Source organism: Chromobacterium sp. Ag138, from assembly GCF_055181315.1.
This window is the reverse complement of record NZ_JBUPWA010000001.1, coordinates 3,265,990-3,291,929: the sequence shown is the minus strand read 5'-3', so window position 1 is coordinate 3,291,929 and position 25,940 is coordinate 3,265,990. Positions and strand designations below refer to the sequence as shown.

Annotated in this window: 21 protein-coding genes and 1 pseudogene; 13 read left to right on the top strand and 9 right to left on the bottom strand. The window is 57.8% G+C overall.

The window, feature by feature from the left end; all coding sequences use genetic code 11:
• Positions 1-250: 250 nt before the first annotated feature.
• Genes yidC through rpmH form a run of 4 tightly spaced genes read right to left on the bottom strand, consistent with a single transcriptional unit; the run spans position 251 to position 2,597 of the window.
• The gene (yidC, locus tag ACY3GB_RS15330; protein ID WP_021477549.1) at positions 251-1,888 is read right to left on the bottom strand and encodes a membrane protein insertase YidC; all 1,638 of its coding nucleotides are present in this window, start codon (positions 1,886-1,888) and stop codon (positions 251-253) included.
• Positions 1,889-1,907: 19 nt separating this feature from the next.
• Complete coding sequence (yidD, locus tag ACY3GB_RS15325) at positions 1,908-2,117, bottom strand: membrane protein insertion efficiency factor YidD (RefSeq protein WP_021477548.1); 210 nt, start codon at positions 2,115-2,117, stop codon at positions 1,908-1,910.
• Positions 2,093-2,458, bottom strand: coding sequence for a ribonuclease P protein component (rnpA, locus tag ACY3GB_RS15320; protein WP_011137952.1), 366 nt, complete (start codon positions 2,456-2,458; stop codon positions 2,093-2,095). The genes yidD and rnpA overlap by 25 nt, the downstream gene beginning before the upstream one ends.
• A gap of 4 nt (positions 2,459-2,462) precedes the next feature.
• On the bottom strand, positions 2,463-2,597 hold the full coding sequence (gene rpmH, locus ACY3GB_RS15315; RefSeq protein WP_021477546.1) for a 50S ribosomal protein L34: 135 nt from the start codon (positions 2,595-2,597) through the stop codon (positions 2,463-2,465).
• Positions 2,598-2,927: 330 nt separating this feature from the next.
• Between rpmH and dnaA the strand changes: the two genes are divergently transcribed.
• The 6 genes from dnaA to ACY3GB_RS15285 all read left to right on the top strand — a co-directional run bounded on the left by dnaA (position 2,928) and on the right by ACY3GB_RS15285 (position 13,232).
• Positions 2,928-4,331: a chromosomal replication initiator protein DnaA gene (gene dnaA / locus ACY3GB_RS15310; RefSeq protein WP_463089506.1), complete on the top strand. Its 1,404-nt coding sequence runs from the start codon at positions 2,928-2,930 to the stop codon at positions 4,329-4,331.
• A gap of 42 nt (positions 4,332-4,373) precedes the next feature.
• Positions 4,374-5,483 carry a DNA polymerase III subunit beta gene (dnaN, locus tag ACY3GB_RS15305; RefSeq protein ID WP_463089505.1) on the top strand — a complete coding sequence of 370 codons (1,110 nt, stop codon included), beginning with the start codon at positions 4,374-4,376 and terminating at the stop codon, positions 5,481-5,483.
• 130 nt (positions 5,484-5,613) lie between these two features.
• Complete coding sequence (gene gyrB / locus ACY3GB_RS15300; protein ID WP_463089504.1) at positions 5,614-8,004, top strand: DNA topoisomerase (ATP-hydrolyzing) subunit B; 2,391 nt, start codon at positions 5,614-5,616, stop codon at positions 8,002-8,004.
• A gap of 337 nt (positions 8,005-8,341) precedes the next feature.
• Positions 8,342-11,077 carry a type VI secretion system Vgr family protein gene (locus tag ACY3GB_RS15295; RefSeq protein WP_463089503.1) on the top strand — a complete coding sequence of 912 codons (2,736 nt, stop codon included), beginning with the start codon at positions 8,342-8,344 and terminating at the stop codon, positions 11,075-11,077.
• 3 nt (positions 11,078-11,080) lie between these two features.
• Positions 11,081-12,493, top strand: coding sequence for an SH3 domain-containing protein (locus ACY3GB_RS15290; RefSeq protein WP_463089502.1), 1,413 nt, complete (start codon positions 11,081-11,083; stop codon positions 12,491-12,493).
• A gap of 1 nt (position 12,494) precedes the next feature.
• Positions 12,495-13,232, top strand: a complete 738-nt coding sequence (locus ACY3GB_RS15285) for a hypothetical protein (RefSeq protein WP_463089501.1) — start codon at positions 12,495-12,497, stop codon at positions 13,230-13,232.
• Between the two features lie 515 nt (positions 13,233-13,747).
• Here ACY3GB_RS15285 and ACY3GB_RS15280 read toward each other — a convergent pair.
• Entirely contained in the window at positions 13,748-14,461 is a 714-nt protein-coding gene (locus tag ACY3GB_RS15280; protein ID WP_463089500.1) for a GIY-YIG nuclease family protein, read from the bottom strand.
• 70 nt (positions 14,462-14,531) lie between these two features.
• Positions 14,532-14,933 carry a very short patch repair endonuclease gene (locus ACY3GB_RS15275; protein WP_463089499.1) on the bottom strand — a complete coding sequence of 134 codons (402 nt, stop codon included), beginning with the start codon at positions 14,931-14,933 and terminating at the stop codon, positions 14,532-14,534.
• A gap of 124 nt (positions 14,934-15,057) precedes the next feature.
• On the opposite strand from ACY3GB_RS15275, the gene ACY3GB_RS15270 reads away from it, so the two are divergent.
• From ACY3GB_RS15270 to ACY3GB_RS15255, 4 genes are all read left to right on the top strand, one after another.
• Positions 15,058-16,215, top strand: coding sequence for a DNA cytosine methyltransferase (locus ACY3GB_RS15270; RefSeq protein ID WP_463089498.1), 1,158 nt, complete (start codon positions 15,058-15,060; stop codon positions 16,213-16,215).
• 381 nt (positions 16,216-16,596) lie between these two features.
• Positions 16,597-16,995 carry a DUF1484 family protein gene (locus ACY3GB_RS15265; protein ID WP_463089497.1) on the top strand — a complete coding sequence of 133 codons (399 nt, stop codon included), beginning with the start codon at positions 16,597-16,599 and terminating at the stop codon, positions 16,993-16,995.
• 274 nt (positions 16,996-17,269) lie between these two features.
• Complete coding sequence (locus ACY3GB_RS15260; protein WP_463089496.1) at positions 17,270-17,671, top strand: DUF1484 family protein; 402 nt, start codon at positions 17,270-17,272, stop codon at positions 17,669-17,671.
• A gap of 69 nt (positions 17,672-17,740) precedes the next feature.
• Positions 17,741-18,124 (top strand): DUF1484 family protein, encoded by a 384-nt coding sequence (locus ACY3GB_RS15255; protein WP_463089495.1) that lies wholly within the window; start codon positions 17,741-17,743, stop codon positions 18,122-18,124.
• A 274-nt stretch (positions 18,125-18,398) separates the two neighbouring features.
• Here the strand turns inward: ACY3GB_RS15255 and ACY3GB_RS15250 are convergent, their stop codons facing one another.
• The 3 genes and pseudogenes from ACY3GB_RS15250 to ACY3GB_RS15240 form a co-directional block, all read right to left on the bottom strand.
• Entirely contained in the window at positions 18,399-18,923 is a 525-nt protein-coding gene (locus ACY3GB_RS15250) for a hypothetical protein (protein WP_463089494.1), read from the bottom strand.
• A complete protein-coding gene (locus ACY3GB_RS15245) occupies positions 18,920-19,657 on the bottom strand; it encodes a hypothetical protein (RefSeq protein ID WP_463089493.1) in 738 nt (245 codons plus the stop codon). The genes ACY3GB_RS15250 and ACY3GB_RS15245 overlap by 4 nt, the downstream gene beginning before the upstream one ends.
• Positions 19,658-19,661: 4 nt before the next feature.
• Positions 19,662-22,408 (bottom strand): annotated as a pseudogene (locus tag ACY3GB_RS15240) (type VI secretion system Vgr family protein).
• A 446-nt stretch (positions 22,409-22,854) separates the two neighbouring features.
• On the opposite strand from ACY3GB_RS15240, the gene ACY3GB_RS15235 reads away from it, so the two are divergent.
• From ACY3GB_RS15235 to ACY3GB_RS15225, 3 genes are all read left to right on the top strand, one after another.
• Positions 22,855-23,583 (top strand): hypothetical protein, encoded by a 729-nt coding sequence (locus ACY3GB_RS15235; RefSeq protein WP_463089492.1) that lies wholly within the window; start codon positions 22,855-22,857, stop codon positions 23,581-23,583.
• Between the two features lie 213 nt (positions 23,584-23,796).
• Complete coding sequence (gene yjjJ / locus ACY3GB_RS15230; protein ID WP_463089491.1) at positions 23,797-25,152, top strand: type II toxin-antitoxin system HipA family toxin YjjJ; 1,356 nt, start codon at positions 23,797-23,799, stop codon at positions 25,150-25,152.
• Between the two features lie 328 nt (positions 25,153-25,480).
• Positions 25,481-25,940 (top strand): contractile injection system protein, VgrG/Pvc8 family (locus tag ACY3GB_RS15225; protein WP_463089490.1); only part of this gene is annotated, 460 nt, incomplete at its 3' end.

Below are 25,940 nucleotides of genomic sequence, written 5' to 3'. Positions count from 1 at the left end.
CCTCTCCCCCGAGGGGAGAAGGAGGCAGGCCGCCTTGCGCTCATGCTCCGCACCGGCTTCATGCCCGCGGCGAATTCATTTAGAGCGGCTAACAGAGCACCTGAGCCAAGGCGCGCCGACGCAGACAGTACACAGAGTACGGCAAGGAGGCGCAACGCAGGATCAGGGGCTCTGTTAGCTGCTCCTGTTCAATTATCCAGCAAAAAACCCGGCCAGTGGCCGGGTTCGATCAGCAATTCGGACGGGGCGCTCAGGATTGCAGCGCGGCCTTGTTGCTCTTTTCGATCTGCTTGTTGATGAACCACTGCTGGGTCATCGACAGCACGTTGTTGACCACGTAGTACAGCACCAGGCCAGCCGGGAAGAAGAAGAACAGCGCGGAGAAGGCCAGCGGCATGATCTTCATCATCTTCGCCTGCATCGGGTCGGCCGGCGGCGGGTTCAGGAAGGTCTGCAGGAACATGGTCGCGGCCATGATCACCGGCAGGATGTAGTACGGGTCCGGGCGGGCCAGGTCGGTGTACCACAGGATCCACGGCGCGCCGCGCAGCTCCACGGAGGCCAGCAGCGCCCAGTACAGGCCGATGAACACCGGAATCTGGATCAGCATCGGCAGGCAGCCGCCCAGCGGATTGACCTTCTCGGTCTTGTACATCTCCATCACCGCCTGCTGGAACTTCATGCGGTCATCGCCGTGCTGCGCCTTCAGGCGCTCCAGGCGCGGCGCCAGGGCCTTCATCTTGGCCATCGAGCGGTAGGACGCGGCGGTCAGCGGGTAGAACACCGCCTTCACGGTCAGCGTCAGCAGCACGATCGCCCAGCCCCAGTTGCTCACCAGCGCGTGCAGCTTCACCAGCAGCCAGAACAACGGCGAGGCGAAGATGTAGAAGATGCCGAAGTCCTTGGCGTACTCCATGCCGTCGGCCAGCTTGGAGATGATGCTGTACTCTTCCGGACCGGCGAACAGCGGCACGGACACGCTCAGGCTCTTGCCCGGCGCGACGGTGGCGTAGTCCACCAGCGCGGCGGCGGAGTTCAGGCCGGCGGTTTCCTTCAGCTCGAAGCGGCAGGAGCGCTCGTCCTTGCACACCGAGGCGCCGTCCAGCGGCTTCAGGATCCAGGCGGACATGAAGTAGTGCTGCACCATCGCCACCCAACCGTCAGTGGTGGTCTTGGCGTAGTCGCCCTTGCCCTTGGCCAGATCGTCGAAGCTCACCTTCTGGAACTTGTGCTCCGAGGTGTACACGGCCGGACCGGTGTAAGTGTGGGCCATGCGGCCTTCGCCCTCCGGCGCCTGGCTGTCGCGCAGCAGGCGATAGTAGGCGGTGGGGGCCAGCGGCGCGGCGCCGCCGTTCACGATGTCGTAACGGACGCCGATTTCGTAGCTGTTCTTGCTGAAGGTGTAAACCTTGCTCACCTTGACGCCGTTGGCGTCCGGCGCGGTCAGCTTCACTTCCAGCTTGTCGCCGGTCAGCTCGTAGCTGGGCTTGTCGGCGGTGAACACGGTTTTATGGGTGGGCAGCGCGGGATTGCTGGCCGCCACCAGGCCGGTCTGGGCCACGTAGGTGCGCTTGGCGTCGTCCTCGAACAGCTGGAACGGCTGGTTGTGGTCTTCGGCCGCGCCATGCTTCAGAAGCTTCAGCGAGCGCAGGTCGCCGCCCACGGTATCGATCTCTGCCTCGACCAGATCGGTCTTGACGTGGATGCGCTGACCACGGGTCAGCTTGTTGGCGTCGGCCGGCTGCGCCACATTATTGGCGGCGCCGGTCGTGGCCTGTGTCTTGGCCGCTTGCTGCTGCGGGGTGTGCTTGGGCATGAAATATTCATTCCACCCAAACAAGATGCCCACGGACAGTAGAACAAAGATTATCAGTCGCTTGGAGTCCATCTTCTCGATACCGGAAAGTTCAGGGAACCGGGTCATAGCCGCTGCCGCCCCAGGGGTGGCAACGGCAGATGCGTCTGGCGGCCAGACAGCCACCCTTGAGCGCGCCGTGTTTTCTCACCGCCTCGATCGCGTAGCCGGAACAGGTGGGCTGGAAGCGGCAACGCGGCGCCAACCACGGGCTGATAGCCAGCTGGTAGAAACGGATCAGGAGGATGAGGATGCGCGACATCGTGCCAGTTTAGCAAACAAGGCCTGCAAAGCCGTTACAGCTTCGGCACGCTGTTCGCGGGTAAACGCCGTCTTGGCGCGCACCACGTAGTCCACGCCGTCCAGGCCTTGCTGGTTCAGGCGGAACCACTCGCGCACGCAGCGCTTGATGTAGTTGCGGCGTACCGCCCGCTTGGCGACCTTCTTGCCGACCACCAAGCCCACACGGGCGTGGTCCAGGCCGTTGGGACGGGCGAACACCTGGAAGAACGCATTGCTGCGCTGTTGCCGCAAACTAAAAACGGATGAGAACTCATCCGTTTTTAACAGCCGGTGCGCACGGCGAAAGCGGTAAGCCGACAAGGGCTTAGACGGCCAGCTTCTTGCGGCCCTTGGCGCGGCGAGCGGCGATGACGGCGCGGCCGCCACGGGTCTTCATGCGGACCAGGAAGCCGTGAGTGCGTTTGCGACGGGTATTGGAGGGCTGGTAAGTACGTTTCATGATATGGGTTTCCTGTTTCGAAACGGAAATAAACGCGTGATTTGACTAGATATTCGCCGCTTTGTCAACGAGGAATTTTCTCCACCCCTGTGGATAACTTTGCAAAAAACCGTTAGAATGTCTAGGTTTACCGTTGCCGATCGGCTGCACAACAAATGAACGCACTCCGGGGCTCTCCAGCCCGCCGCGTTTGAAACACCGCAGCCCGCCGGCCGCTTCCATGCCGAACATTCCGTCGCTCGCGCGCGCGAAACACGCGCCGCGTGCGGCATTTCCCGCTGTTGCAAGCCACGCGCCGGCAGCGGGTTTTTCGCTTTCACTTGGTATGTAATGACTGAACTGGATCAATTCTGGCCTGCGTGCCTCGCCCGCCTGGAGGCCGAACTGTCTTCGCAACAGTTCAACACCTGGATCAAGCCGCTGACCGCCGAAGCCGGCGACGAAGGCATTGCGCTGTTCGCACCGAACCGCTTCATCATGCAGTTCATCAAAGACCGCTTCCTGCCGCGCATCGAGGAACTGGCCGTTGAACTGGTGGGCGAGCTGCCGGTGGAACTGCGCCTGGGCGCGCCCAGCTCGCGCCCCGCCGCGCCGGTGGCCAGCAGCAGCCAGCCCAGGGCCAAGGAGCCGGCCAAGACCGCGGCCAGCGCCCCGGCCGCGCCGTCGCCCGCCAAGCAGGCGGCGGTGAAGGCCATTGGCGGCAGCCATGAAAGCACGCGCCTGAATCCGTCCTTCACCTTCGACACGCTGGTGACCGGCAAGGGCAACCAGCTGGCGCGCGCCGCGGCGATGCAGATCGCCGAGAATCCGGGCGACCAGGCCTACAACCCGCTGTTCGTCTACGGCGGCGTGGGCCTGGGTAAGACTCACTTGATCCAGGCGATCGGCAACCACGTGTTCCAGAAGAACCCGCAGGCCAAGATCCGCTACATCCACGCCGAACGCTACGTGGCCGACATCATGCGCGCCTACCAGCACAAGGCCTTTGATGAATTCAAGCGCTACTACCACTCGCTGGATCTGTTGCTGATTGACGACATCCAGTTCTTCGCCGGCAAGAACCGCACCCAGGAAGAATTCTTCTACGCCTTCAACGCGCTGATCGAGGGCGGCAAGCAGGTGATCATGACCTGTGACAGCTACCCCAAGCAGATAGAAGGCATGGAAGAGCGGCTGATCTCGCGCTTCTCCTGGGGCCTGACCGTGGAAATCCAGCCGCCGGAGCTGGAGATGCGCGTGGCCATTCTGATGAAGAAGGCCGAGGCCGACAGCATCAAGCTGGAGCACAACGTGGCGTTCTTCATCGCCCAGAACGTGCGCTCCAACGTCCGCGAGCTGGAAGGCGCGCTCAAGCGCGTGGTGGCCTACGCCCGCTTCACCAACCAGAACATCACGCTGGAGCTGGTGAAGGAAGCGCTGAAGGACATCCTGGCCGCCGGCAACCGCCAGGTAACGGTGGACGCCATCCAGAAGACGGTGGCCGAGTACTACAAGATCAAGCTGTCCGACATGCACAGCAAGAAGCGCAGCCGCGATATCGCCCGCCCGCGCCAGGTGGCGATGGCCCTGGCCAAGGAGCTCACCCAGCTGTCCTTGCCCAATATCGGCGACGCCTTCGGCGGCCGCGACCACACCACGGTGCTGCACGCCTGCAAGACCATCACCGAGATGCGCGCCAACGACGCCGACATCGCCCACGATTACGAAGCGCTGCTGGCCATGCTGCGCAATTAAAACCATGATCCGACTCTTCACTATCCAACGGGAGCCCGCCACATGCTGATCCTGCAAGCCGAACGCGATGCCCTGCTCAAGCCCTTGCTGGCAGTCACCGGCATTGTCGAGCGTCGTCACACGCTGCCCATCCTGTCCAACGTCCTGATCGAGAAAAAGGGCGGACAGGTAGGCTTTTTGGCCACCGACCTGGAAATCCAGATCACCACCGCCAGCAGCGACGAGCTGCCGGGCGAGGATTTCCGCCTCACCACCTCGGCCAAGAAGCTGCAGGACATCCTGCGCGCCATCCCCGGCAACGCCACCGTCACGCTGGAACAGCTGGACGGCGGCCGCCTGGTGCTGAAGGCCAGCAAGAGCCGCTTCAACCTGCAAACCCTGCCGGCGGAAGACTTCCCGCTGCTGTCCGTGGGCAGCGCCGGCGAATCCAGCTTCTCGCTGTCCCAGCGCGAGCTGAAGCGCCTGATCTCCCAGGTGCAGTACTCGATGGCGGTGCAGGACATCCGTTATTACCTCAACGGCCTCTTGATGCAGACCGACGGCAACCAAGTGCGCCTGGTGGCCACCGACGGCCACCGCCTGGCTTTCGCCAGCGCCGACGTCACCGCCACCCTGCCCAAGGCCGAGGTGATCCTGCCGCGCAAGACCATCATCGAGCTGTACAAGCTGCTGCAAGACAGCGACGACGAAATCAAGATCGAAGTGCTGGCCAACCAGGTGCGCTTCAGCTTCGGCGCCACCGTGATCATCAGCAAAGTGGTGGACGGCAAGTTCCCCGACTACAACCGCGTGATCCCGCTGGACAATGAAAAGATCTTCCTGATCGAACGCCTGGAATTCCTGCACGCGCTGCAGCGCGCCGCCATCCTGGCCAACGAGAAATTCCGCGGCGTGCGCCTGGTGCTGGCCCCCGGCAAGATGTCCATCCTGTGCACCAACAGCGAGCAGGAAGAAGCCGAGGAAGAACTGGAAATCGCTTTCCAGGGCGGCACGCTGGAAATCGGCTTCAACATCAACTACCTGCTGGACGTGCTGACCAATCTGCCGGCCGACACCCTGCAGCTGGCGTTTGGCGACTCCAACCGCAGCGCGCTGTTCACCATTCCGGATGTCAGCAACTTCAAGTACATCGTGATGCCGATGCGCATCTAAATGTAGAACGGAGCGGGCGGCCCAGCCGCCCACCGGGTTAAAGAGCCCCCTCCCGCAGGCGGACGGCTCTCAAGAATGACCGGCGCGGCCCGCCTCACGGCGCAGCCGCCGCCATTTGGAAGGTTTGAGTATGAGCGAACAAGAATACGGCGCGGACAGTATCAAGGTGCTTAAAGGCCTGGATGCGGTGCGCAAGCGCCCCGGCATGTACATTGGCGACACCCAGGACGGCACCGGCTTGCACCACATGGTGTTTGAAGTGCTGGACAACGCCATTGACGAGGCGCTGGCCGGCCATGCCGACACCATCAAGGTCACCATCAATCCGGACAACTCCGTTTCCGTGGAAGACAACGGCCGCGGCATCCCCACCGACATCCACCCGGAAGAAGGGCGCTCGGCGGCGGAAGTGATCATGACCATCCTCCACGCCGGCGGCAAATTCGACAGCAACAGCTACAAGATCTCCGGCGGCCTGCACGGCGTGGGCGTATCGGTGGTGAACGCGCTGTCCGACTGGCTACGGCTTAAGATCTGGCGCGACGGCAAGGTTCACGAGATGGAATTCCGCCGCGGCGACGCCGTGGCCCCGCTCACCGTCACCGGCCATACCAGCCACCGCGGCACCGAAGTCACCTTCTTCGCCAGCGTGGAAACCTTCGGCCACATCGAATTCCACTTCGACATCCTGGCCAAGCGCATCCGCGAGCTCTCGTTCCTGAACCAGGGCGTGGGCATCCAGCTGATCGACAAGCGCAGCGGTAAGGAAGAAAACTTCGCCTTCTCCGGCGGCGTGGCCGGCTTCGTGGAATACATGAACCGCAACAAGACCGTGCTGCACCCGAAAGTCTTTTACGGCATCGGCGAGAAGGACGGCATGAGCGTGGAAGTGGCGATGCAATGGAACGACTCTTATCAAGAGAGCGTCCAGTGCTTCACCAACAACATCCCCCAACGCGACGGCGGCGCCCACATGACCGCGCTGCGCCAGGTGATGACCCGCACGCTGAACCAGTTCATCGAAGAAACCGAAGCCGCCAAGAAGGCCAAGGTGGACACCACCGGCGACGACATGCGCGAAGGCCTGACCTGCGTGCTGTCCGTCAAGCTGCCGGACCCCAAGTTCTCCAGCCAGACCAAGGACAAGCTGGTTTCCAGCGAAATCGGCCCGGTGGTGAACGAAGTGGTCAGCGAAGCGCTGAAGACCTATCTGCTGGAAAACCCCAACGACGCCAAGATCATCTGCGGCAAGATCGTGGAAGCCGCCCGCGCCCGCGAGGCCGCGCGCAAAGCCCGCGAAATCACCCGCCGCAAAGGCGTGATGGACGGCCTGGGCCTGCCCGGCAAGCTGGCCGACTGTCAGGAAAAAGACCCGTCGCTGTGCGAACTGTACCTGGTGGAGGGTGACTCCGCCGGCGGCTCCGCCAAGCAAGGCCGCGACCGCAAATTCCAGGCCATCCTGCCGCTGAAGGGCAAGATCCTCAACGTGGAACGCGCCCGTTTCGACAAGATGCTGCAAAGCCAGGAAGTGGCCACCCTGATCACTGCCATGGGCTGCGGCATCGGCAAGGACGAGTACAACCCGGACAAGCTGCGCTACCACCGCATCATCATCATGACCGACGCCGACGTGGACGGCGCGCACATCCGCACCCTGCTGCTCACCTTCTTCTACCGCCAGATGACCGAGCTGGTGGAGCGCGGCCACATCTACATCGCCCAGCCGCCGCTATACAAGGCCAAGCACGGCAAGCAGGAACGCTATCTGAAAGACGACGGCGAACTGAACCAGTACCTGCTGCAACTGGCGCTGGAAAAAGCCGAGCTGATCCCGGCCGAAGGCGAAGCCCCGCTGTCCGGCGAAACCCTGGGCGAAATCGCCCGCCAGTTCCTGCTGGCCCGCGCCGTGATGGAACGCGAAAGCCGCGTCATCGATCCGCTGGTGCTGGAAGCTATGCTGAAAACCGGCCCGCTGTCGCTGGAAAGCCAACAGCAAGCCGACGCCGCCGTGGCCGAGCTGAACAAGCACCTGTCCGCCGACACCATCGAACTGCAGCTGCTGCGCGATGAAAAGAACGACGGCCACCTGGTGAAGATCATCCGCAAGCTGCACGGCAACGTGCTGGTGACCGTGCTGGACCAGAACTTCCTGGACAGCGGCGACTACGCGGAACTCAAGAAAACCGGCAGCCTGCTAGGCGGCCTGCTGCGCCAGGGTGCCCACGTCAAACGCGGCGAAACCGTCAAACCGGTGGCCGAATTTGGCGAAGCGCTGGACTGGCTGCTGGCCGAGGTGAAGAAGGGCATGAACATCCAGCGCTACAAAGGCCTGGGCGAGATGAACCCGGAACAACTGTGGGAAACCACCATGGACCCGACCGTGCGCCGCCTGCTCAAGGTGCGCATCGAAGACGTGATGGGCGCGGACGACGTGTTCACCACCCTGATGGGCGACGAGGTGGAGCCGCGCAGGCAGTTCATCGAGGGTAATGCCTTGATTGCGCGGAATATCGACGTGTAAGGGTGTAGGATCCCACGAAACTCTAGATTTTTCCCACTTTTCTAGATTTTTGGGATTTCACGCGCAGCCTACGCTGTGAGAAGGATGGCCTCCAGGTTTGGGGGCCATTTTTATTTCTAGAGTACCACTGGATTCAAAAAACGTACTGAGCACATTAGGCTCCAGTATTGATAAGATCGCCTAGTCCCTATCAACAATATACCTGTACTTTAGTACAGTCATGTCAACCGTTGCCGCCAATTCGAGTTGTGGGCACTCCCTCAACATCATAGAATTCTTATCCCCTTTCAGTTCAATAACATACCCTCATTCGAGGGTATTTTTATTTGGGAGCCTGATGGATCTGAATGCACTGCTGGCCAGCTTCGCCTCCGCCTTTGGCCAAAATAACCGGTTATTGACGCTGCAACTGGGCAGCGGCCAGATAGCCGCCGAGCAGCTGTTGCCGCTGGGCCTGGACGGCGAGGAAGGCGTCTCCCGCGCCTACCGTTACACGCTCGCCTGCTTGTCGCCGGATGGCAATATCGAGCTGAAAACGCTGCTGGGCCAGCCGGCCCGCATTGGCATCAAGGATGCCGATGGCGACGAAACCATCCGTTGCGGCGTAGTCAGCCAAGTCAGGCTGGCAGGGTCTGACGGTGGTTTTGCCAAGTACGAGCTGGCCATCGAGCCGCCTTTCGCGCTGCTTCGCCATCGAAAAACCTCCCGTGTGTTCCAAGACTTGTCCGTCCCGGACATCATCAAACAGATCCTGTCCGAGCATCAGGCTACCAATCCCGCCTTCGCCCGGGCGCAGACGCTGGACATCCAGGTCAAGCCCGCCCCGCCGCGCAGCTATACGCTGCAATATCGCGAGAACGATTTCGATTTCATCGTTCGGCTGCTGCATGAGGAAGGCTACGCCTGGCGATTCGTGCATCTGGATGAAGACGGCCCACAGGTGGAACTGGCCATCTTTGACGATGCCCGCAGCCTGCCGGGCTCCAAACTGGAGCGGGTGCGCTTCCACCGCAGCGACGCGACGGAAGAAGAGGACGGCCTTACCGAATGGCAAGCTGCGCGCCAGATCGTGCCGGGCGGCACGGCGCTGGCCAGCTACGACTACAAGCCGGTCTACACCCAGCAAAACCGCGAAGACAGCCACATCGACCAAGGCCAAACCGGCCAAGCCCTGCAAAGCAGCCTGACGCAATACGACGCGCCGGGTTTGTACTATGCCGGCGATGAGGAGCAGCTGGGCCATTACGCCGAGCTGCGGCAGCAAGCCAACGATCTGCAGGCCAAATCGTTCAGCGGCAGCGGATCGGTGCGCGGGCTGTTGCCGGGCGAGTGGTTTCGCCTGGATGACCATCCTGCGCATGACGGTGACGCGGCGGAGAAGCGCGAATTCGTCGTCACCGCTCAAAGCCTGCAGGTCCGCAACAACCTGCCGACCGACTTGGCGCAGCATGTCGGCACAGACCAGAATACCGCCCCGTTCTCCACCTCAATCCAAACCCAGCGCCGCGGCATTCCACTAACACCCGCCTATGCCGGTACAGAGCACGCCAAACCGAAATCTCGCGGCGTGCAGACCGCCACCGTGGTCGGCCCGGCGGGAGAAGAAGTCCACACCGATGAACAAGGCCGGATCAAGGTGCAATTCCACTGGCAGCGGCCGGACGAGCACCCGACCATCGGCGCCGGCCTCGACGACAAATCCTCCTGCTGGCTGCGCGTGGCCATGCCCAGCGCCGGCGCCGGCTGGGGCCACCAGTTCATCCCGCGCCTCGGCCAGGAAGTGCTGGTCGACTTCATCGAAGGCGATATCGACCGGCCGGTGATCACCGGCGTCTTGTACAACGGCAGCCACCCGACGCCCGACTTCAGCGGCGCCGGCAGCCTGCCCGCCAACAAGACCCTGTCCGGCATCAAGAGCAAGGAACACCAGGGCGGCGGCTACAACGAACTCTTGTTCGACGACACCCCCGGCGAAGTGCGCGCCAAGCTATCCAGCGAACCGGGCAAGACCCAGCTCAACCAGGGCTACCTCGCCCACCCGCGCAGCAACGGCAAGGCCCAGCCGCGCGGCGACGGCTTCGAACTGCGCACCGACCACCACGGCGCCATCCGCGCCGCCCACGGCCTGCTGCTCACCACCGAGGCGCAGAACGGCGCATCCGGCAAACAACTGGCGCGCGAGCATGCGCAAAGCCAGCTGCAATCCGCAGTGGCACTCAGCCAGGCGCTAGCCGAAACCGCCACCACCCAACTGGCCGACAGCATGGAGACCGGCCCCGACGAGATCGGCCCGGACAACGCCAAGACCGGCAAGAAACCCGACGGCCACCTGCAACACCACGCCGACACGCTGAAGGCCTGGGAAGCGGGATCGAACACCGACAAGGACGGCAAAACGGCGAAAGAGCAAGCCGGCCAGCAGCCGCTGCTGATCCTGTCCGCACCAGCAGGCATCGCCTCCCTGACCGAGCAAAGCCAAACCCTCAGCGCCGGGCAAAACCTCAACCTCATCGCCCAGCGCGACGCCAACCACACGACGGGACGGCGCTGGCTGCACAACGTCGGCCAGCACATCAGCCTGTTCGTGGCGGGGGTGAAGGACAAGGTGGCGCTGAAGCTGATCGCGGCCAAGGGCAAGGTGCAGGTGCAGGCGCAGAGCGACGCGATGGAGCTGACGGCGGATAAGGATGTGACGATCACCTCCTGCAAAAACGTCATTACCGTTGCAGCCAAAGAAGAGATTCTGCTAACCAGCGGCGGCAGCTACATCCGCATCGCCGGCGGCAATATCGAGGTGCATTGCCCAGGCACCGTGAGCGTCAAGGGGGCTGAACATCAATTGAGCGGACCCACAAGTCTCGTTCAGACGTTGAAATCAGAGAATAAAACTACAGACTTGCATGTACGTTATGAGGATGCTGAGGGCAATCCTTTGGTTGGGGAACAAATCAAGCTGCAATCAAGTGATAATACAAAATTGCAACAATCATCTGATGCAGACGGTTGGGTAAAGTTTAAGAATGTGCTTTTCGACACATTCAAGGGCGATTTGCCTACAAGAAAAAAAGGTTAAATCATGTCCAATAAAGCTATGCCGGAAAATCTGGTTTATGTTTGCCTTCCTGGAGAAACGGCAAAAGGCCTAGTCGCAGGCTGCAAAAACCGGGTAATTAAACGCAAGCACAGAGATGTAGTCATTCAGATAAATATAAAGCCAAATGCCACCTACACTCTGCGAGCAGACCGCAGTGATTTTTATAGTGAAAGAGATAAGCTCCTACATGCATACCATGCCAGAAAAAGCATGTCTTTCAAGGATGGTGAGCGCATATATGTTTGGATATCCAGAGACTTCTCTGGAAAATTAATTATTGAAAGTTCAGGAAAAGTCTTAGGCGAATGGTATCCAAACAAATTAGACAACAATAAGTATGACAAAGACCCAATGATCAAGCCCGAACCGCTGATGATCATTCTAAACAGCAAGCCCGCAACACCTAATTTCTTGAAATGTACAGCAGCGGACCCCTATGGGCATTCTGTCGTTTTAACTCAAGAAGACCAGTTACTTAAAGGCTTCCTGAGCGACGAAAAAATGAAGAAGAGCCAATACTCCTATTTATTAGGAAGTATGGACAAGCCCGAGCTCCAAGAGCACTATATTGCCGGCACAATTTCAAAAAATGAGCTAACCCCTGTGGCTATTCAGCAACTTGAACGACTTGGAGGTCAAATAACAGGGGCCCCAGATAAACTATTTAAAGAGCCTCAAAAAGGTAGTCAGCTTGAAGCCATCATCGCCAATGTAGTTGAGGGTACAAATGCCGCGATGACAAGCAATGACTCCCCTCTCACTGCCAATTATTTTAAAGAAACCGCTGGCTATATCCAGTCTCACTGGAAAAGGTTTAATATGTTAGGCATGAGAGTTTATATAGAGAGATCTAAAATTGGCATGTACCGTTATATTTTCAAAGGCAGACTGATTACTCCAACAGGGTTATCTAAGCCAAAAACTGTTAGCATGCCTGTAGGTAGCAACAAAGCTGAATTTTTGGGGTCGAATCATCACATCACAGGACGACGTGGCCTTGGTGGGTTTAAAAGAGTATTTTTAACCGCCAAAGGAAATTTCAGGGCGGGCATGAAGATTCAAGGCGTCGGAACGGTAATAGATTTATATGGGGACTTCACCACCACATTTGGAGATGGAAAATCCAATGACATGAGCGAGTTTTTCGGAAGAGCTGGAGTATCTATTTTTAAAGCGGGCAGCACCGCTGCCTTAGGGGGATTGATTACTGCGGGTATTATGTATACCGCTGCTGCTGCTACCGCTGCCGCTGCCGCAGTTGGTATTACCGTGACAGCTCCATTTTGGCTTGGCGCAATGGTTGTTGTTGGGGGCTTCATAGTTGCAGCAACAATAATTGACTACATAGATAACTCATTTAATATTAAAGAGACCGTAGCTGGCTGGGCTAGATAATATGAATCCCATTACAAAAATTTCCAGAATAGTGTTGGTGTGGGCGTGGGTTATGTTGCCCTTAGCTTTTATCATGGCGAATCAATGGTCTGGCAAGTCGCCTGAGGCCATTAGATTTTCCATAGCTTTCTATCTTACCTTCGCAATTTTGGCAACAATTTCCACACTCGCACTTAGCAGAAAAGCAAATAAAATAGCAGTTTATTCCTTGGGTATATTTAATGCTTTTTTTGCGTGCACTATTCTCAGCGCATTCTTATTCATTTTCCCCGCTTTTTTTAAAAAATACGATTCGGAAAACTTTAATTTTATATTAGTTTCCTATACCGCCACCTGGACAGTATTTTCCATTGCACATGGTTTTCTGACATTACCAAAGATATCAGAAATAAAAGATTTTTTCATAAAGGACTTTAAAGAATCAGGCGCAATATCAGGAGGAAGGGCGATTGAGCATTTCTCCATACAAGAAAAACTCTTACTTAACAAATTCAATGACTCAATCCTAAAGCTCGCCTTTCCAATTACAATGGTATTGTTATTAATAGTGGGACTAAATCTAAGAAAAGCACATCCTGAATTTTCAACAATGGCTATCAGTACAGCTATGTCTTTCTTGTTAGCCTGCCTTATTCAAATTTACATGATGAGCTGTATTTGCATTGCTGCTGCCATGCAAGCAAGTAAAAAGCTAGGTATTCAATTGCCTTCAAGCAATCCGTTACATTCTAACAAATAAGCCTAGACTCTATAAATCTGATATACACACTAAGATATCACTGCTGCTATATCCTCTCGTACTAGGCACGTTGGTAACATACAGACTGACATGGAGTGATTACATCCCCCAAGCCAGGGCGGTTCAGAGTTCCAAAATGCGAAAAGTTGATGTCGTCCGGCACCTCCGGGATACAGAGATCACGGACCTAACCAATCGCACTCCAGACAAGCAATAGAAGTGCTCCGGTACTTCTAATCCACGGCAGTAGCATCAACGCTTGTCGCCAGTGGGTAAACTCGCACCATGTGCTTGGGCCTTTTATAGAAAGATACCAAGTGGGAGATCCGATCAAGTGGCTGGACCGGATAAGACCTGGGAGAGGATCATCCAGAAAGATGGGACGGCCATAGCGTCTCCGTCCCACTTTCATCTAGAATCCCGCTGATTTTCCGTGGGACTCATCTGGTTGAAGATGGGATCCTAAAAAGGGTGAATCACCCCCACTTTCCTAGATACCTCGTGAGCCTCAAAAACTACTCATCCTCTTCATCGCTATCATCCAACGCTCTTGCCAACCGTTGCTCCGACAACCATTGCAATCGCTTGGCCTGCGTCAACAAAACGCCGCGCAAACCCTTTTGCACTTTGCGTTCACTGATGACTTGAGCCAACCGAGAGATGGTTTGCGTGCGTCTGGCGATGCGGATGTCTGGATGAGAGCGGATTCGCAGCACTTCATCAGACACTACTACTCCAGCGTGCGAGACTGGGATAGAGATATCGACTTGCGGCGTGGGCGGCGCTTTTTCATTGAGAATGGCTTTGAATTTTGATCGCTCGATAGCTTGCGAGTAAATGGCGTGTTCAAGGGCGTCAAGCCGTTTTCTAGCTTCAGCGTCTTTCTTGGAGACCTTCTGCAATTCTGGCAACGGATAAACCACAATGGTGTGGACCTCGAACGGGTCCAACACGTTCATCGCCACCGCGTCCGTGCGCTGATTGGTTAAGTGGCGTCGGATGCGGGTTCGCAGAGATTCTTTGGTTTGGCCGACGTAGATGGGCTCGCCGTCGTAGTCGTAAAACGAGTAAACGCCCCAGACATAGTTGCCAAGCCGGATAGGTTTGTCCGTGATGGGATCGATGACCTCACGGTTGAGAAAGGCTTCCAGCCTATCTCTCAACTCTTGGGTTTCGAATGGCAAATCCGCGCACGCGAGTCCTTCGCTCAGGTTGGTAATATCGCTCAAAACCATGCCTCTATGACAATAAAATTGACGAGAATGAATCACGCCATCTTATGCCATCCGCCCACACCTGTTAACCAAGAAAATTCTTGAGCATGCTCTGTATCAAAAACGCGTCTCGGGTTTGGCATTCCCAAATCTCCAAGATGCGCCAACCCATCCCTTCCAGCCGTGCCCGTGTAGCGACATCCCTAGACATATTGGCTTGGATTTTGGCTTGCCAGTATGCTTGATTTGACTTCGGCATCCGGCATCGCCCGCAATCGTGGCCGTGCCAAAAACAGCCATGGACGAACACCGCTTGGCGCCGTCCTTTGAACACCAAATCCGGCTTGCCTGGCAGCTCTTTTCCATGCAGACGATAGCGATAGCCTAACGCGTAAGCGATCTTCCTGACTGTCATTTCCGGTTTGGTATGCTTAGACTTGATGCGTCCCATCACGCGGCTGCGCGCCTCCGGCGACAGGGTGTCCATAGGGTTGCCTCGTTGCCGGCCCAAGGGCTTGAGCGGCGGGATTTGAGATATGTGATACTATACGCGTCCGCCGCGAAAAACATGGGCGGGGTTTGCGCATCGACTTGATTTTGAAGGGGGAAACATGGAATACAGCAGCAATTGCGTGAGAGAGCCGCAATGCGAAGCTTATGCCGAGCCCTCTTACGCCAGCGCCCTCGCACAGCCGCGCAAGCAAAAACGGAAACCCGCTTTTTTGGAGTTCTTCGCTGGCAGCGGTCTGGTTTCTCATGCCCTAGCGCCCTACTTCGACACCGCCTGGGCCAACGACATCAGCGCCAAGAAGGCTGCGGTGTATGCGGCCAACCACGCGCCTGGCAAATTCGACCTGCGCTCGATCACAGAGGTGTACGGCGCGATGCTGCCTCATGCTGATCTTTCTTGGGCCAGCTTCCCATGCCAGGACTTGTCTTTAGCCGGTTTGAACGGCGGCATTCACGCCGAGCGCAGCGGCCTGGTTTGGGAATGGCTGCGCATCCTCGACGAATCAACCAACAAGATTCCGCTGCTAGTAGCGGAAAACGTGGTGGGCCTAGTATCGGCGAATGGCGGCGACTACTACCGCGTGCTGCACGCCAGCCTGCGCGAGCGCGGTTATAAGGTCGGCGCGCTCATGCTCGACGCCGTGCGCTGGGTGCCGCAGTCTCGCCCCAGAATTTTTGTGGTTGCCTTGCACAAAAACCTCGCAGCTCCCCCCGAACTGATGGCCGAAGGCCCAACCTGGGCGCACTCCCAAGCCATCGTCAAAGTCGCGGAAGGCTTGGAAGATTGGGTTTGGTGGAAATTGCCCGAGCCCACCCACCGCAAACAGGACCTTGCCGACATCATCGAGTGGGATGCGCCTTGCGATTCTCCGGAAGTCGCCGCACGCAATATCGCGTTGATTCCTGAAAATCATCGCCGCCTACTGGACAGCTTTGAAACCTTCGCCGCTCCAGGCTATAAGCGCACAAGAGCCAGAGGCCAGACTCTGGAACTGCGATTCGACGGCGTCGCCGGATGCCTGCGCACCCCCAAAGGCGGCAGCAGTAGACAATTTTTGGTGCTGAAGCGGGATGGGAGGCTTTCTACCCGCCTGCTAACTGTAAGAGAAACCGCTCGTTTGATGGGCGCGCCAGACACCTTCCAGCTGCCAGGCAGCTACAACGACGGTTATATGGCGATGGGCGATGCCGTCGCCGCGCCTGTCGCCGCCCACCTCGCCAAACATCTGCTTGCGCCGCTGTACAAGGCGACTGTTTAATCGCGACTCCTGAAAAGAAGGCAAGCCATCTGTTTGCCTTCTTTTTTGCCTTTGAAATCAAACTCCCTCGCCATATCTATCGCATAAAACTGCCCTGCGATACGTACTTCTTCGCTTGCCTAGCAAGACTCCCCGCTAGATAATCCTCCCGTGCCGTTCAATAGCGGCACCGGGATTGGCGTCCCGAAGAATCTCGGCGGACTGTAGCGAAAGCTCCAGTCCTCACACCATTGCTACGTGCAATTTATGGCGGGCCTTGGTGGGAGCATCCTAGATGCGCCGGTTCCGAGATTCCGGTAACGCCAATCCCGCCATGTGCCTGCCACCCACCGATTGGCGTCGGAAACGCAGGCGAGCACTTAAATCTCGGAGAATCTTGCCATGACAAGCATTTCCCGCAGTGCGTCTCATCTTGCCGTATCCCCCAGCCCTTTGCTCCGTTCCGGGGCGTCTGCCTCTTTGTCTCAGCCCAGCCTGCTGGCGATGCATAGGCTGCATGATGCCTTTGCCGCCTTGCAGGACCAGCGAGCCCGCAAGCCGCAGGCCTGCGCCCGCGTGCCAGCGGCGCAGCTGGCGCATCTGTGCCGCGACATTGAGGACGCGGTGGTGGAAACCATCTGCCACCTGGCCCACGGCCAGCTGGGCTTGCAGGCGCTGTTAGGCCTGCTGTCCGTGCTGGGCGACGATGTGCGCCTGCCTTCCAGCCGCCTACAGCAGTTGTTGGCGCCGCTGGACAAGCGGATGGAAGCGTCGCTCAGCCGGCTCACCGGCGTGCTGTAAGCCGCTGCCGCCGCGGCCCCTCCGGGCACGGTGGCCGCTGAGAACCCCGTGTTGGGGTGGGCAGCGGCGTGGCGGCACCTTGGGGGCGCACTCACCCATCGCGCCCTTCGCCGCCTGCGCATCAGGCACCGCTCCGCCCTCGCCGCTGTCTCCACCCCTGCACGGGACGCACTGACTTGCCGCTCGCCCACGCGCATTGGCCTTTCCCCGGCCGCAGGCCGGACAGGCGCTGGCTCGCGCCCGGGCGGGCGGACTTTCTCGCTGGAGGATACGCATGTCCCACCCCACTGAATTTGCGCCGTTTGCCGTGCACATCCGCCCCCAGGCACATGGCCACGGGCCACACCGCCATCTGCGGCTATCCAATCCGGCCGCGCCGCTGGCCAAGCTGAACCACATTTTTGCCCAGCTGCAGGAGCAATTGGCCGACCCCGATCTAGCCAGCCTGCGCCAGCCCGTGGCGCAGCTGGCCCACCTGTGCCGGGAGATGGAGGACGCGGTAAGGGAATCCATCCCCCACCTGGCCCATGCCCAGCTGGGCCTGGAATCCATGATGGACCTGCTCTCATGCCTGGGCGACGAGGTACGCCTGCCATCCAGCCGGTTGAAGGAACTGCTAGCGCCGTTGGATAAGCGCATGGACCAGCCGCTCCACTTGCTCACCCGCGCGCTGTAAACGCACAAGCCAGCCGGGCCGCACACGTAGGCCCGGCGGTTTCCGCTATCCCGTCATGGAGGAAAACGCATGTCCAACATCACCCCGCTAATGCCACCCACATCTAGCCAGAACGCCGACACGAACAAACCCAACCACCTCCCCGCCACCGTGGCCGCGCTGGTGGAGCTGAACCAGATCATCACCAAGCTGCAAAACCCGCTCACCCACCACAGCCCCACCGCCCTGCGCCTGCTAGTGGAAAGGCTGGCGGAGCTCAACCAGGAAATCGAACAAGCCCTCAGCACCAGCAACCAAACCCTGGCCCGCACCAGCGAGGGCATGCAGTCGCTGCTGGACCTGCTCCGCCTGGCAGACGGCACCCCATTCCCCGCCCGCCAGCTGTTCAGCCTGCTTACTCCGCTGCACCAGGAACTGCTGCTGGCCCGCTACCAGCTGGTAGGCCGGGTGTAGCAAAAAGCCCACCCGGCCAGATGGCGGGGTGGGCCTTTTGTAAAATCGCTTATATCAATATTCAAACAGTAACCACTTCTGGACTACTTCTCCAACTCATATAAAACTCATACAACCAAATCACTCTTGAAAATAATTTATGCCCAAATCAATTAAAATAATCACCAAGACCACCAACAAATAGCAATCAATTAAAATGTTGAATCATCAACAAGTATTTCCCAATGCACATAACAACTTGGTTTTGCATGTACCTTAGCCAAGCTTTCTAAAATTATTTACCATCACATGAAACATAAGAGGAGTCTTTTTTACAAAAAAACACCTCATGCATCCTTCCTCCGCCATCGTACATGTAATATACAGAGAATTTTTTTAGCCCTCCCCACTCGGAACTAGAAACTTCTACCTCGGGCTTCTTTCCACTTACTATACAATTTTCGGCCTTTAATCCTATTCCTTTATTTCCATACCCTACCTTAAAGATTTTTAATTTTTCCTTGCACTCATCACCCACATAGAATTCGTATGTATATTTAGGAGATGAGTCTTTCAAATCAGCATAGCCGGAAACTCCTACACTGATGGTATTTTTCGGATCCATATTTTGAATAGAAATCACAAAGTCATTTCCATCAAAATCAACTTTCCCATCTTGGCTTATGTCATCTTCTTGCACACCAATATTTTTACTCTCCGCTTGTGCAATATCACGCTCACTCTTCTTACATCCAATCAAAGAAATGGTCGTAACAGATAACATACCAAATAAAATCCATGCAAAGAACCTTTTAATCATAGCTTACCCCATCTAACCTTTGCCTTCTCCAAGAGGCTTTGATAAAGAGCATCATCCCTTTCAGGCCTCTGCATTTTCACTGGTAGCATCGATGCACCACGATCACTATTTAAAAACTCTTTCTCTACTGTAAACTCCAGAAGAGGCCACCTATCCATTCTTGCTCGCCTAAATTCAGGTGAGTTTATCATCATATAGTATTGTGATATTAACTCACCCTGCTGTTCATTATTATGTAAGAAAAAACTCTTTATCCACCTCCACTCAATTGCATATCTATTTGTTACAAATATTTTTTTGTTCTCATCATATGTTCTAAAATCACCTTCTGCATTTCCTCTCTCAAATTGACTGCCTCCTACACAAAACTGCCAAACATGAGTCATCTCATGCAACCAATTTGCAACGACTGCCAAAGCAGAATCTTCTTTGGAGAAGTCATCTCGCCATGATCGAGGAAGAAATACAAATGGAAACCTTACAATTGAAGTATCTTTATAACCTGCTCCCAGCGATCTAGCGCTGTCATTTATTAACCAAACTTTATCATAGTGGATTTGATCTGAAAAATATTGCCGACATAATGCCACCTCACCAGATGTAAGCCTTCTAACCTTGACATTCTCAACAACACAAGATTTTCCGATATCTTTTTGATTGGTGCAAATATGTGCTTGCAATTTATAATCAATCCAAATATCTTTCTCATAAACACAATCTCTATATTCTTTCACAAGACTACTCCACAGGCTTAAACCTAATACGCTCGACCTTCTCAATTTCTTGAGACACTATTCTTTCTGTATTCCCATATTCATCTGTTTTTCCTTTAACTATTCGCCCAGAGTCCATCTTAATTTCGTACGCCGCATTCCTCATTGGCTGTCCATCAAGATCTAACAGTTGAATCTTCTCGTCAAAGAACGCTCCTGGCATTACTGGCAAAGTAATAGGTGAACTCAAGCTCGTCCCCCCACTCCAATCATGGCTCGCCCCCTTGAAGCTGACGGTGCCCGGCGCGTGCAGCTCGATCTTGCCATCCTTGATCCGCACATAAGCGCCGCCGCTGGTCAGCAGGATTTCCTGTTTGCCGTTGAGGTGGATCTTCTGTTTGACTGAGGTGATGGCGACATCCTTATCTGCCGTCAGCTCCATCGCGTCGCTCTGCGCCTGCACCTGCACCTTCCCCTTCGCCGCGATCAGCTTCAGCGCCACCTTGTCCTTCATCCCCGCCACGAACAGGCTGATGTGCTGGCCCACGTTGTGCAGCCAGCGCCGGCCGGTGGTGTGGTTGGCGTCGCGCTGGGCGATGAGGTTCAGGTTGGTTCCGGCGGTGACGGTTTGGCTTTGTTCGGTCAGGGAGGCGATGCCGGCTGGGCCGGACAGGATCAACAGCGGCTGCTGGCCGGCTTGGTCCTTGGCGGTCTTGCCGTCCTTGTTGGTGTTCGATCCCGCTTCCCAGGCCTTCAGCGCGTCGGCGTGGTGTTGCAGGTGGCCGTCAGTCTTCTTGCCGGCCTTGGCGTTGTCCGGGCCGATTTCGTCGGGGCCGGTCTCCATGGTGTCGGCCAGCTGGCCGGTGGCGGTTTCGGCTAGCGCCTGGCTGAGTGCCACTGCGGATTGCAGCTGGCTCTGCGCATGCTCGCGCGCCAGTTGCTTGCCGCCGGCGCCGTTTTGCGCTTCGGTGGTGAGCAGCAGGCCGTGGGCGGCGCGGATGGCGCCGTGGTGGTCGGTGCGCAGTTCGAAGCCGTCGCCGCGCGGCTGGGCCTTGCCGTTGCTGCGCGGGTGGGCGAGGTAGCCCTGGTTGAGCTGGGTCTTGCCCGGTTCGCTGGATAGCTTGGCGCGCACTTCGCCGGGGGTGTCGTCGAACAGCAGCTCGTTGTAGCCGCCGCCCTGGTGTTCTTTGCTCTTGATGCCGGACAGGGTCTTGTTGGCGGGCAGGCTGCCGGCGCCGCTGAAGTCGGGCGTCGGGTGGCTGCCGTTGTACAGCACGCCGGTGATCACCGGCCGATCGATGTCGCCTTCGATGAAGTCGACCAGCACTTCCTGGCCGAGGCGCGGGATGAACTGGTGGCCCCAGCCGGCGCCGGCGCTGGGCACGGTGACGCGCAGCCAGCAGGAGGATTTGTCGTCGAGGCCGGCGCCGATGGTGGGATGCTCTTCCGGCCGCTGCCAGTGGAATTGCACCTTGATGCGGCCTTGTTCATCGGTGTGGACTTCCTCGCCGGCGGGGCCGACCACGGTGGCGGTCTGCACGCCCAGGCTGGTCGGTTTGGCCGATGCGGTGCCGGCGTAGGCCGGGGTCAGCGGGATGCCGCGGCGCTGCGCCTGGATGCGGGTGCGGAACGGGGCGTCGGCGGGGTCGCCTCCGGCAGGATGGCTTTCAGGTCCGTCGGCAGGTTGTTGCGCACCTGGAAGCTTTGGCCGGTGACGACAAGTTCGCGCTTCTCCGCCGCGTCGCCGTCATGCGCGGGATGATCGTCCAGGCGAAACCACTCGCCCGGCAACAGCCCGCGCACCGATCCGCTGCCGCTGAACGACTTGGCTTGCCGGTCGTTGGCCTGCTGCCGCAGCTCGGCGTAATGGCCCAGTTGCTCCTCATCGCCGGCATAGTACAAGCCCGGCGCGTCGTATTGCGTCAGGCTGCTTTGCAGGGCTTGGCCGGCCTGGCCTTGGTCGATATGGCTGTCGTCGCGGTTTTGCTGGGTATAGACCGGCTTGTAGTCATAGCTGGCCAGCGCGGCGCCGCCCGGCACGATCTGGCGCGCGGCCTCCCAGCCGGTGAGGCCATCCTCTTCTTCTGTCGCATCGCTACGATGGAAGCGCACTCGTTCCAGCTTGGAGCCCGGCAGGCTGTGGGCATCGTCAAAGATGGCCAGCTCCACCTGTGGGCCATCTTCATCCAAGTGAACAAATCGCCAGGCGTAGCCTTCCTCATGCAGCAGCCTGACGATGAAATCGAAATCGCTCTCGCGATATTGCAGCGTATAGCTGCGCGACAGGGCCGGCTTGACCTGGATGTCCAGCGTCTGCGCCCGGGCGAAGGCGGGATTGGCTGCCTGATGCTCGGACAGGATCTGTTTGACGATGTCCGGGACCGACAAGTCCTGGAACACGCGCGAGGTGTGGCGATGGCGCAGCAGCGCGAAGGGCGGCTCGATGATCAGCTCGTATTTGGCGAAGCCGCCATCCGATCCCGCCAGCTTGGCCTGGCTAACCACGCCACAACGGATGGTTTCGTCGCCATCGGTATCCTTGATACCGATGCGAGCGGGTTGGCCCAGCAGCGTCTTGAGCTCGATATTGCCATCCGGCGACAAGCAGGCGAGCGTGTAGCGGTAGGCGCGGGAGACGCCTTCCTCGCCGTCCAGGCTCAGCGGCAACAGCTGCTCGGCGGCTATCTGGCCGGTGCCAAGCTGCAGCGTCAGCATTCGGTGATCTTGATTGAAAGCAGAAGCGAAACTGGAGAGGAGGCTGTTAAGGTTCATGGCTATCCGAACGGGAAAAGGAAAGAGCCCAGCAAAGGGCTCTAGAATTTGACGTGCATAAACAGCCTAGCTATTTTAGATTGACCATCTCGGCCTTAACAGCCTGACAACCATACCAAGTCCAATTACCTGACCAAAAGGACAGGCAAAAAGAAACTTCCGCGCAACTAAATAACTTAAATATATTGCAAAATAACACTTAAATGGCGGCAACCCTCACATATGCGCTTTATGTGCTCAAGCACTCCTTGGCCCTTCTCGTACCCACGGATAGGTCGGCTACCACGCAAATTCCGCCCGAGTAGTGAGATGGCCTAATTCAGCCTGGGTACAGGAGCACGCTTACCATATGGGCGGTCTGGACCAGCAAGTCCCGCCGCGCCCCCTGCCATGTCCATTTTAAATGCATAATCCAGACTTTCCCGCCTACCCTGCACGCACCTGCCATGGCCACACGCTCTCTGCCGCATACCAACAAGCGCCAGCCCAAAATCCCCCACACTAAGGTGGGGCTGTTTCTGCAGATACTGGATTTCTTGCTCAAAGTCGCCGGCCTTAGCATCACCTTGCTGGGCGTTCTGGCATGGATAGCCGGGACTTGCTATCGGTACGGATTCTGGGGAGCGGCCAACAATGCAGGGCCGCTGTCCGCCTCTACATTGCAAGAAACCGCGCTGCACGGTTTCATTTCACCATTCGCCACCTGGATACGCGCCATCGGAGCAATCTTGGCATTGAGCGTCCTCACGGCACTAAGCGGCCTGAGAGTAAAATTCAACCTCCCGAAGCCCGTTGCCTCCCGGCTGCCTGCATGGCTAAGCAGCAGGATGGGGTATGACAAAAGTTACGCTGGCCTAGCCATGGGGTTCCTGGTGGTTGCTTGCCTTTTGTTTTCGGCTTTGCTGTATCCACTTGCTTACTGGGTCGTCAATTCGTATCAAGCGGGACAAGCGTTTTTTACTAAAACCACGTGCAACCATCGCCAGCAAAAGTCCTGGCCTAGCAACCTTAGCCTGGATAATGGCAAGCTCGTGCATGGATGGATACTGGATCGCACAGACAAAATGCTGATGCTGTCTGATGGCTATCAGATCTACACCGTATCTCTCGGCGACAAGATTCGGCTGATGGACACTACAGTGATCGATATGGATTGCAAGAAAGCCACCCCATAGCGACATTGCAACTTGGCGGTTGAATCGTTCAGCAAATGAGCGGGTCTGTCTACAACCTGCCGTCTCTGATGGAGCGGTGGTAGCAAAAGCATCAAGCGTAGTTCCACAGCATCAAAAACCTATTCATGCTTACCACACAGACACAAGCAAGTCCTTGTATTTTATAGATTCAATATCTTATTATCTATTCAATTTCAATTCAAAATCCATTCCATGTCCGCAGAAACCATCCTGTCCAGCCTGCAGACTGGCCCCAAAACAGCGGCTGAGCTTTGCGCCCAACTGGGCCTGAGCCAACCCACCCTATCGCGCCGTCTGCAGGACGCCGGCGCCAGGGTGATCCGCGTGGGCCGCGCCCGCGCTACGCGTTACTTCGCCGTCAGACTGATAGGCGGGCATGCCGGCATTCCCATCTATCGGGTCTCTCAGGAAGGCCAGCTGGAGGATATGGGCGAGCTGGCTGCCACCTGGCCCGGGTTTGCGCTGGTCCGCCCGGACGGCGCCTCCACACACTACGATGGCCTGCCTTGGTGGCTGAACGACATGCGTCCGCAAGGCTATCTGGGCCGGGCGTGGGCGCGGCGGTTTGCCTTGCAAAGCGCGGGCTGGTCTACGGACCTGAAGGATTGGACGGATGAGCAGGTATTGCTTGCGCTGGCATCGGGCGAGGTGGACATGCCCGGCAATCTGCTGATTGGCGATGAAGCGCGCTCGCGGTGGCTGGCGGGAACACTCGCCGAAGCCATTTCCCCAGATGATAGGGCGCGTTACTACTTGCACACGGCCAAGCTGGCGGAAAGCGGCTCGCTGCCCGGCTCCAGCGCGGGCGGAGAGCAACCCAAGTTCACCGCCTGCGTGGCGGGCCGCGAGGTGTTGGTCAAATTTTCCGCCTCCAGCGATAACGAGGTAAGCCGCCGCTGGCGGGATTTATTGCTGGCGGAACATATCGCGCTGCGCTTTCTGAACGCCCGTGGCTTTGAAGCGGCGCAGAGCGAGGTGGTAGATATTGGCTCCCAGCGCTTTTTGCAAATCTGCCGATTTGACCGAAACGAGACCGGCGGCCGCCGCGGCATGGTCAGCCTGCATACGCTGGACGCGGAGTTTGCCGGACTGGGCGCAGGCACGTGGCCGCAGATCACGGCGCAGCTACTGAGGGAACGATCGCCACGCAGCCAGCGCCCCATCATCACGCCGCAAGCCGATGAAACGGCAGGCCGGCTGTTCGCCTTTGGCACGCTCATCGGCAACACCGACATGCATGCGGGCAATCTGGCCTTTTATCACGACGGCGCGCTGCCGCTTTCGCTGGCCCCGGTTTACGACATGCTGCCCATGGGCTTTGCCCCCAAATCCGGCGGCGAAATGCGCGATGCGCTACAACCATTCCGCCTCCCCACGCTGCCGCGCGCCACGGTCTGGCACCAGATGCTGCCGCTCGCCCGCGCTTATTGGCAGGAGGTGATGGATCACCCGCTGGCCAGCCCCGCGCTGACATCCATTGGCGCGAATCAGCAAAGCTGGTTGGATACCGCAGCGGAACAGATCAGGCGGGCAGGTGGCGCGGGCTAATCTCTGTGGAAACATCCCCACGCCGCGGAAATCGCGCAGGACATCACCCGCTAGCCTCCTCCGACTCACCTTGCACCACAGGCTACTGCTTGGTTACTGCTGGATAGCCGACGCCAGCCCCTGAAGGCTTGCCTTCCGGTATATGCGGTTCGTCCCATCTCAACATGCGCTTTCGCCTCGCCGGTCAAACTCCCAGTTCTTTAGTGCAAGTCCGTTGATTTCCTGCCATAGCTCGCTTGTGACAGCCTTCACAAGATCAATAGAATCCTAATCTTCTTCCTGCTCAATGACATACCTTCGCCCGAAGGTATCTTCGTCTGGAATGCCGATGGATCTGAATGCATTGTTGTCCAGCTTTGCTTCCGCCTTTGGTCAAGATCGCCGGATGCTGACGCTGGAGCTTGGCACCGGCCAGATAGCCGCCGAGCAGTTGCTGCCACTCAACCTGGACGGCGAGGAAGGCATCTCTCGCGCCTACCGTTACACGCTCGCCTGCCTGTCGCCGGACGGCAATATCGAGCTCAAGACCTTGCTGGGCCAACCGGCCCGGATTGGCATTGCCGATGTGGACGGAGACGAAACCATCCGCTGCGGCGTGGTCAGCCAAGCCAGGCTGGCGGGATCGGATGGCGGTTTCGCCAAATACGAGCTGATCATCGAGCCGCCCTTCGCGTTGCTGCGCCATCGTCGCACCTCGCGCGTGTTTCAGGACTTGTCGGTCCCGGACATCGTCAAACAGATCCTGTCCGAGCATCAGGCAGCCAATCCCGCCTTCGCCCGGGCGCAGA

What these genes read in the sequence shown, in the direction of transcription:
- ACY3GB_RS15265 (WP_463089497.1), top strand. Translation starts at nt 16,597, where the DNA reads ATGACAAGCATTTCCCGCAGTGCGTCTCATCTTGCCGTATCCCCCAGC.
- rpmH (WP_021477546.1), bottom strand. Translation starts at nt 2,597, where the DNA reads ATGAAACGTACTTACCAGCCCTCCAATACCCGTCGCAAACGCACTCAC.
- ACY3GB_RS15270 (WP_463089498.1), top strand. Translation starts at nt 15,058, where the DNA reads ATGGAATACAGCAGCAATTGCGTGAGAGAGCCGCAATGCGAAGCTTAT.
- yidC (WP_021477549.1), bottom strand. Translation starts at nt 1,888, where the DNA reads ATGGACTCCAAGCGACTGATAATCTTTGTTCTACTGTCCGTGGGCATC.
- ACY3GB_RS15295 (WP_463089503.1), top strand. Translation starts at nt 8,342, where the DNA reads ATGGATCTGAATGCACTGCTGGCCAGCTTCGCCTCCGCCTTTGGCCAA.
- ACY3GB_RS15285 (WP_463089501.1), top strand. Translation starts at nt 12,495, where the DNA reads ATGAATCCCATTACAAAAATTTCCAGAATAGTGTTGGTGTGGGCGTGG.
- ACY3GB_RS15235 (WP_463089492.1), top strand. Translation starts at nt 22,855, where the DNA reads ATGGCCACACGCTCTCTGCCGCATACCAACAAGCGCCAGCCCAAAATC.
- dnaA (WP_463089506.1), top strand. Translation starts at nt 2,928, where the DNA reads ATGACTGAACTGGATCAATTCTGGCCTGCGTGCCTCGCCCGCCTGGAG.
- ACY3GB_RS15275 (WP_463089499.1), bottom strand. Translation starts at nt 14,933, where the DNA reads ATGGACACCCTGTCGCCGGAGGCGCGCAGCCGCGTGATGGGACGCATC.
- ACY3GB_RS15250 (WP_463089494.1), bottom strand. Translation starts at nt 18,923, where the DNA reads ATGATTAAAAGGTTCTTTGCATGGATTTTATTTGGTATGTTATCTGTT.
- ACY3GB_RS15260 (WP_463089496.1), top strand. Translation starts at nt 17,270, where the DNA reads ATGTCCCACCCCACTGAATTTGCGCCGTTTGCCGTGCACATCCGCCCC.
- dnaN (WP_463089505.1), top strand. Translation starts at nt 4,374, where the DNA reads ATGCTGATCCTGCAAGCCGAACGCGATGCCCTGCTCAAGCCCTTGCTG.
- ACY3GB_RS15255 (WP_463089495.1), top strand. Translation starts at nt 17,741, where the DNA reads ATGTCCAACATCACCCCGCTAATGCCACCCACATCTAGCCAGAACGCC.
- ACY3GB_RS15290 (WP_463089502.1), top strand. Translation starts at nt 11,081, where the DNA reads ATGTCCAATAAAGCTATGCCGGAAAATCTGGTTTATGTTTGCCTTCCT.
- gyrB (WP_463089504.1), top strand. Translation starts at nt 5,614, where the DNA reads ATGAGCGAACAAGAATACGGCGCGGACAGTATCAAGGTGCTTAAAGGC.
- yidD (WP_021477548.1), bottom strand. Translation starts at nt 2,117, where the DNA reads ATGTCGCGCATCCTCATCCTCCTGATCCGTTTCTACCAGCTGGCTATC.
- yjjJ (WP_463089491.1), top strand. Translation starts at nt 23,797, where the DNA reads ATGTCCGCAGAAACCATCCTGTCCAGCCTGCAGACTGGCCCCAAAACA.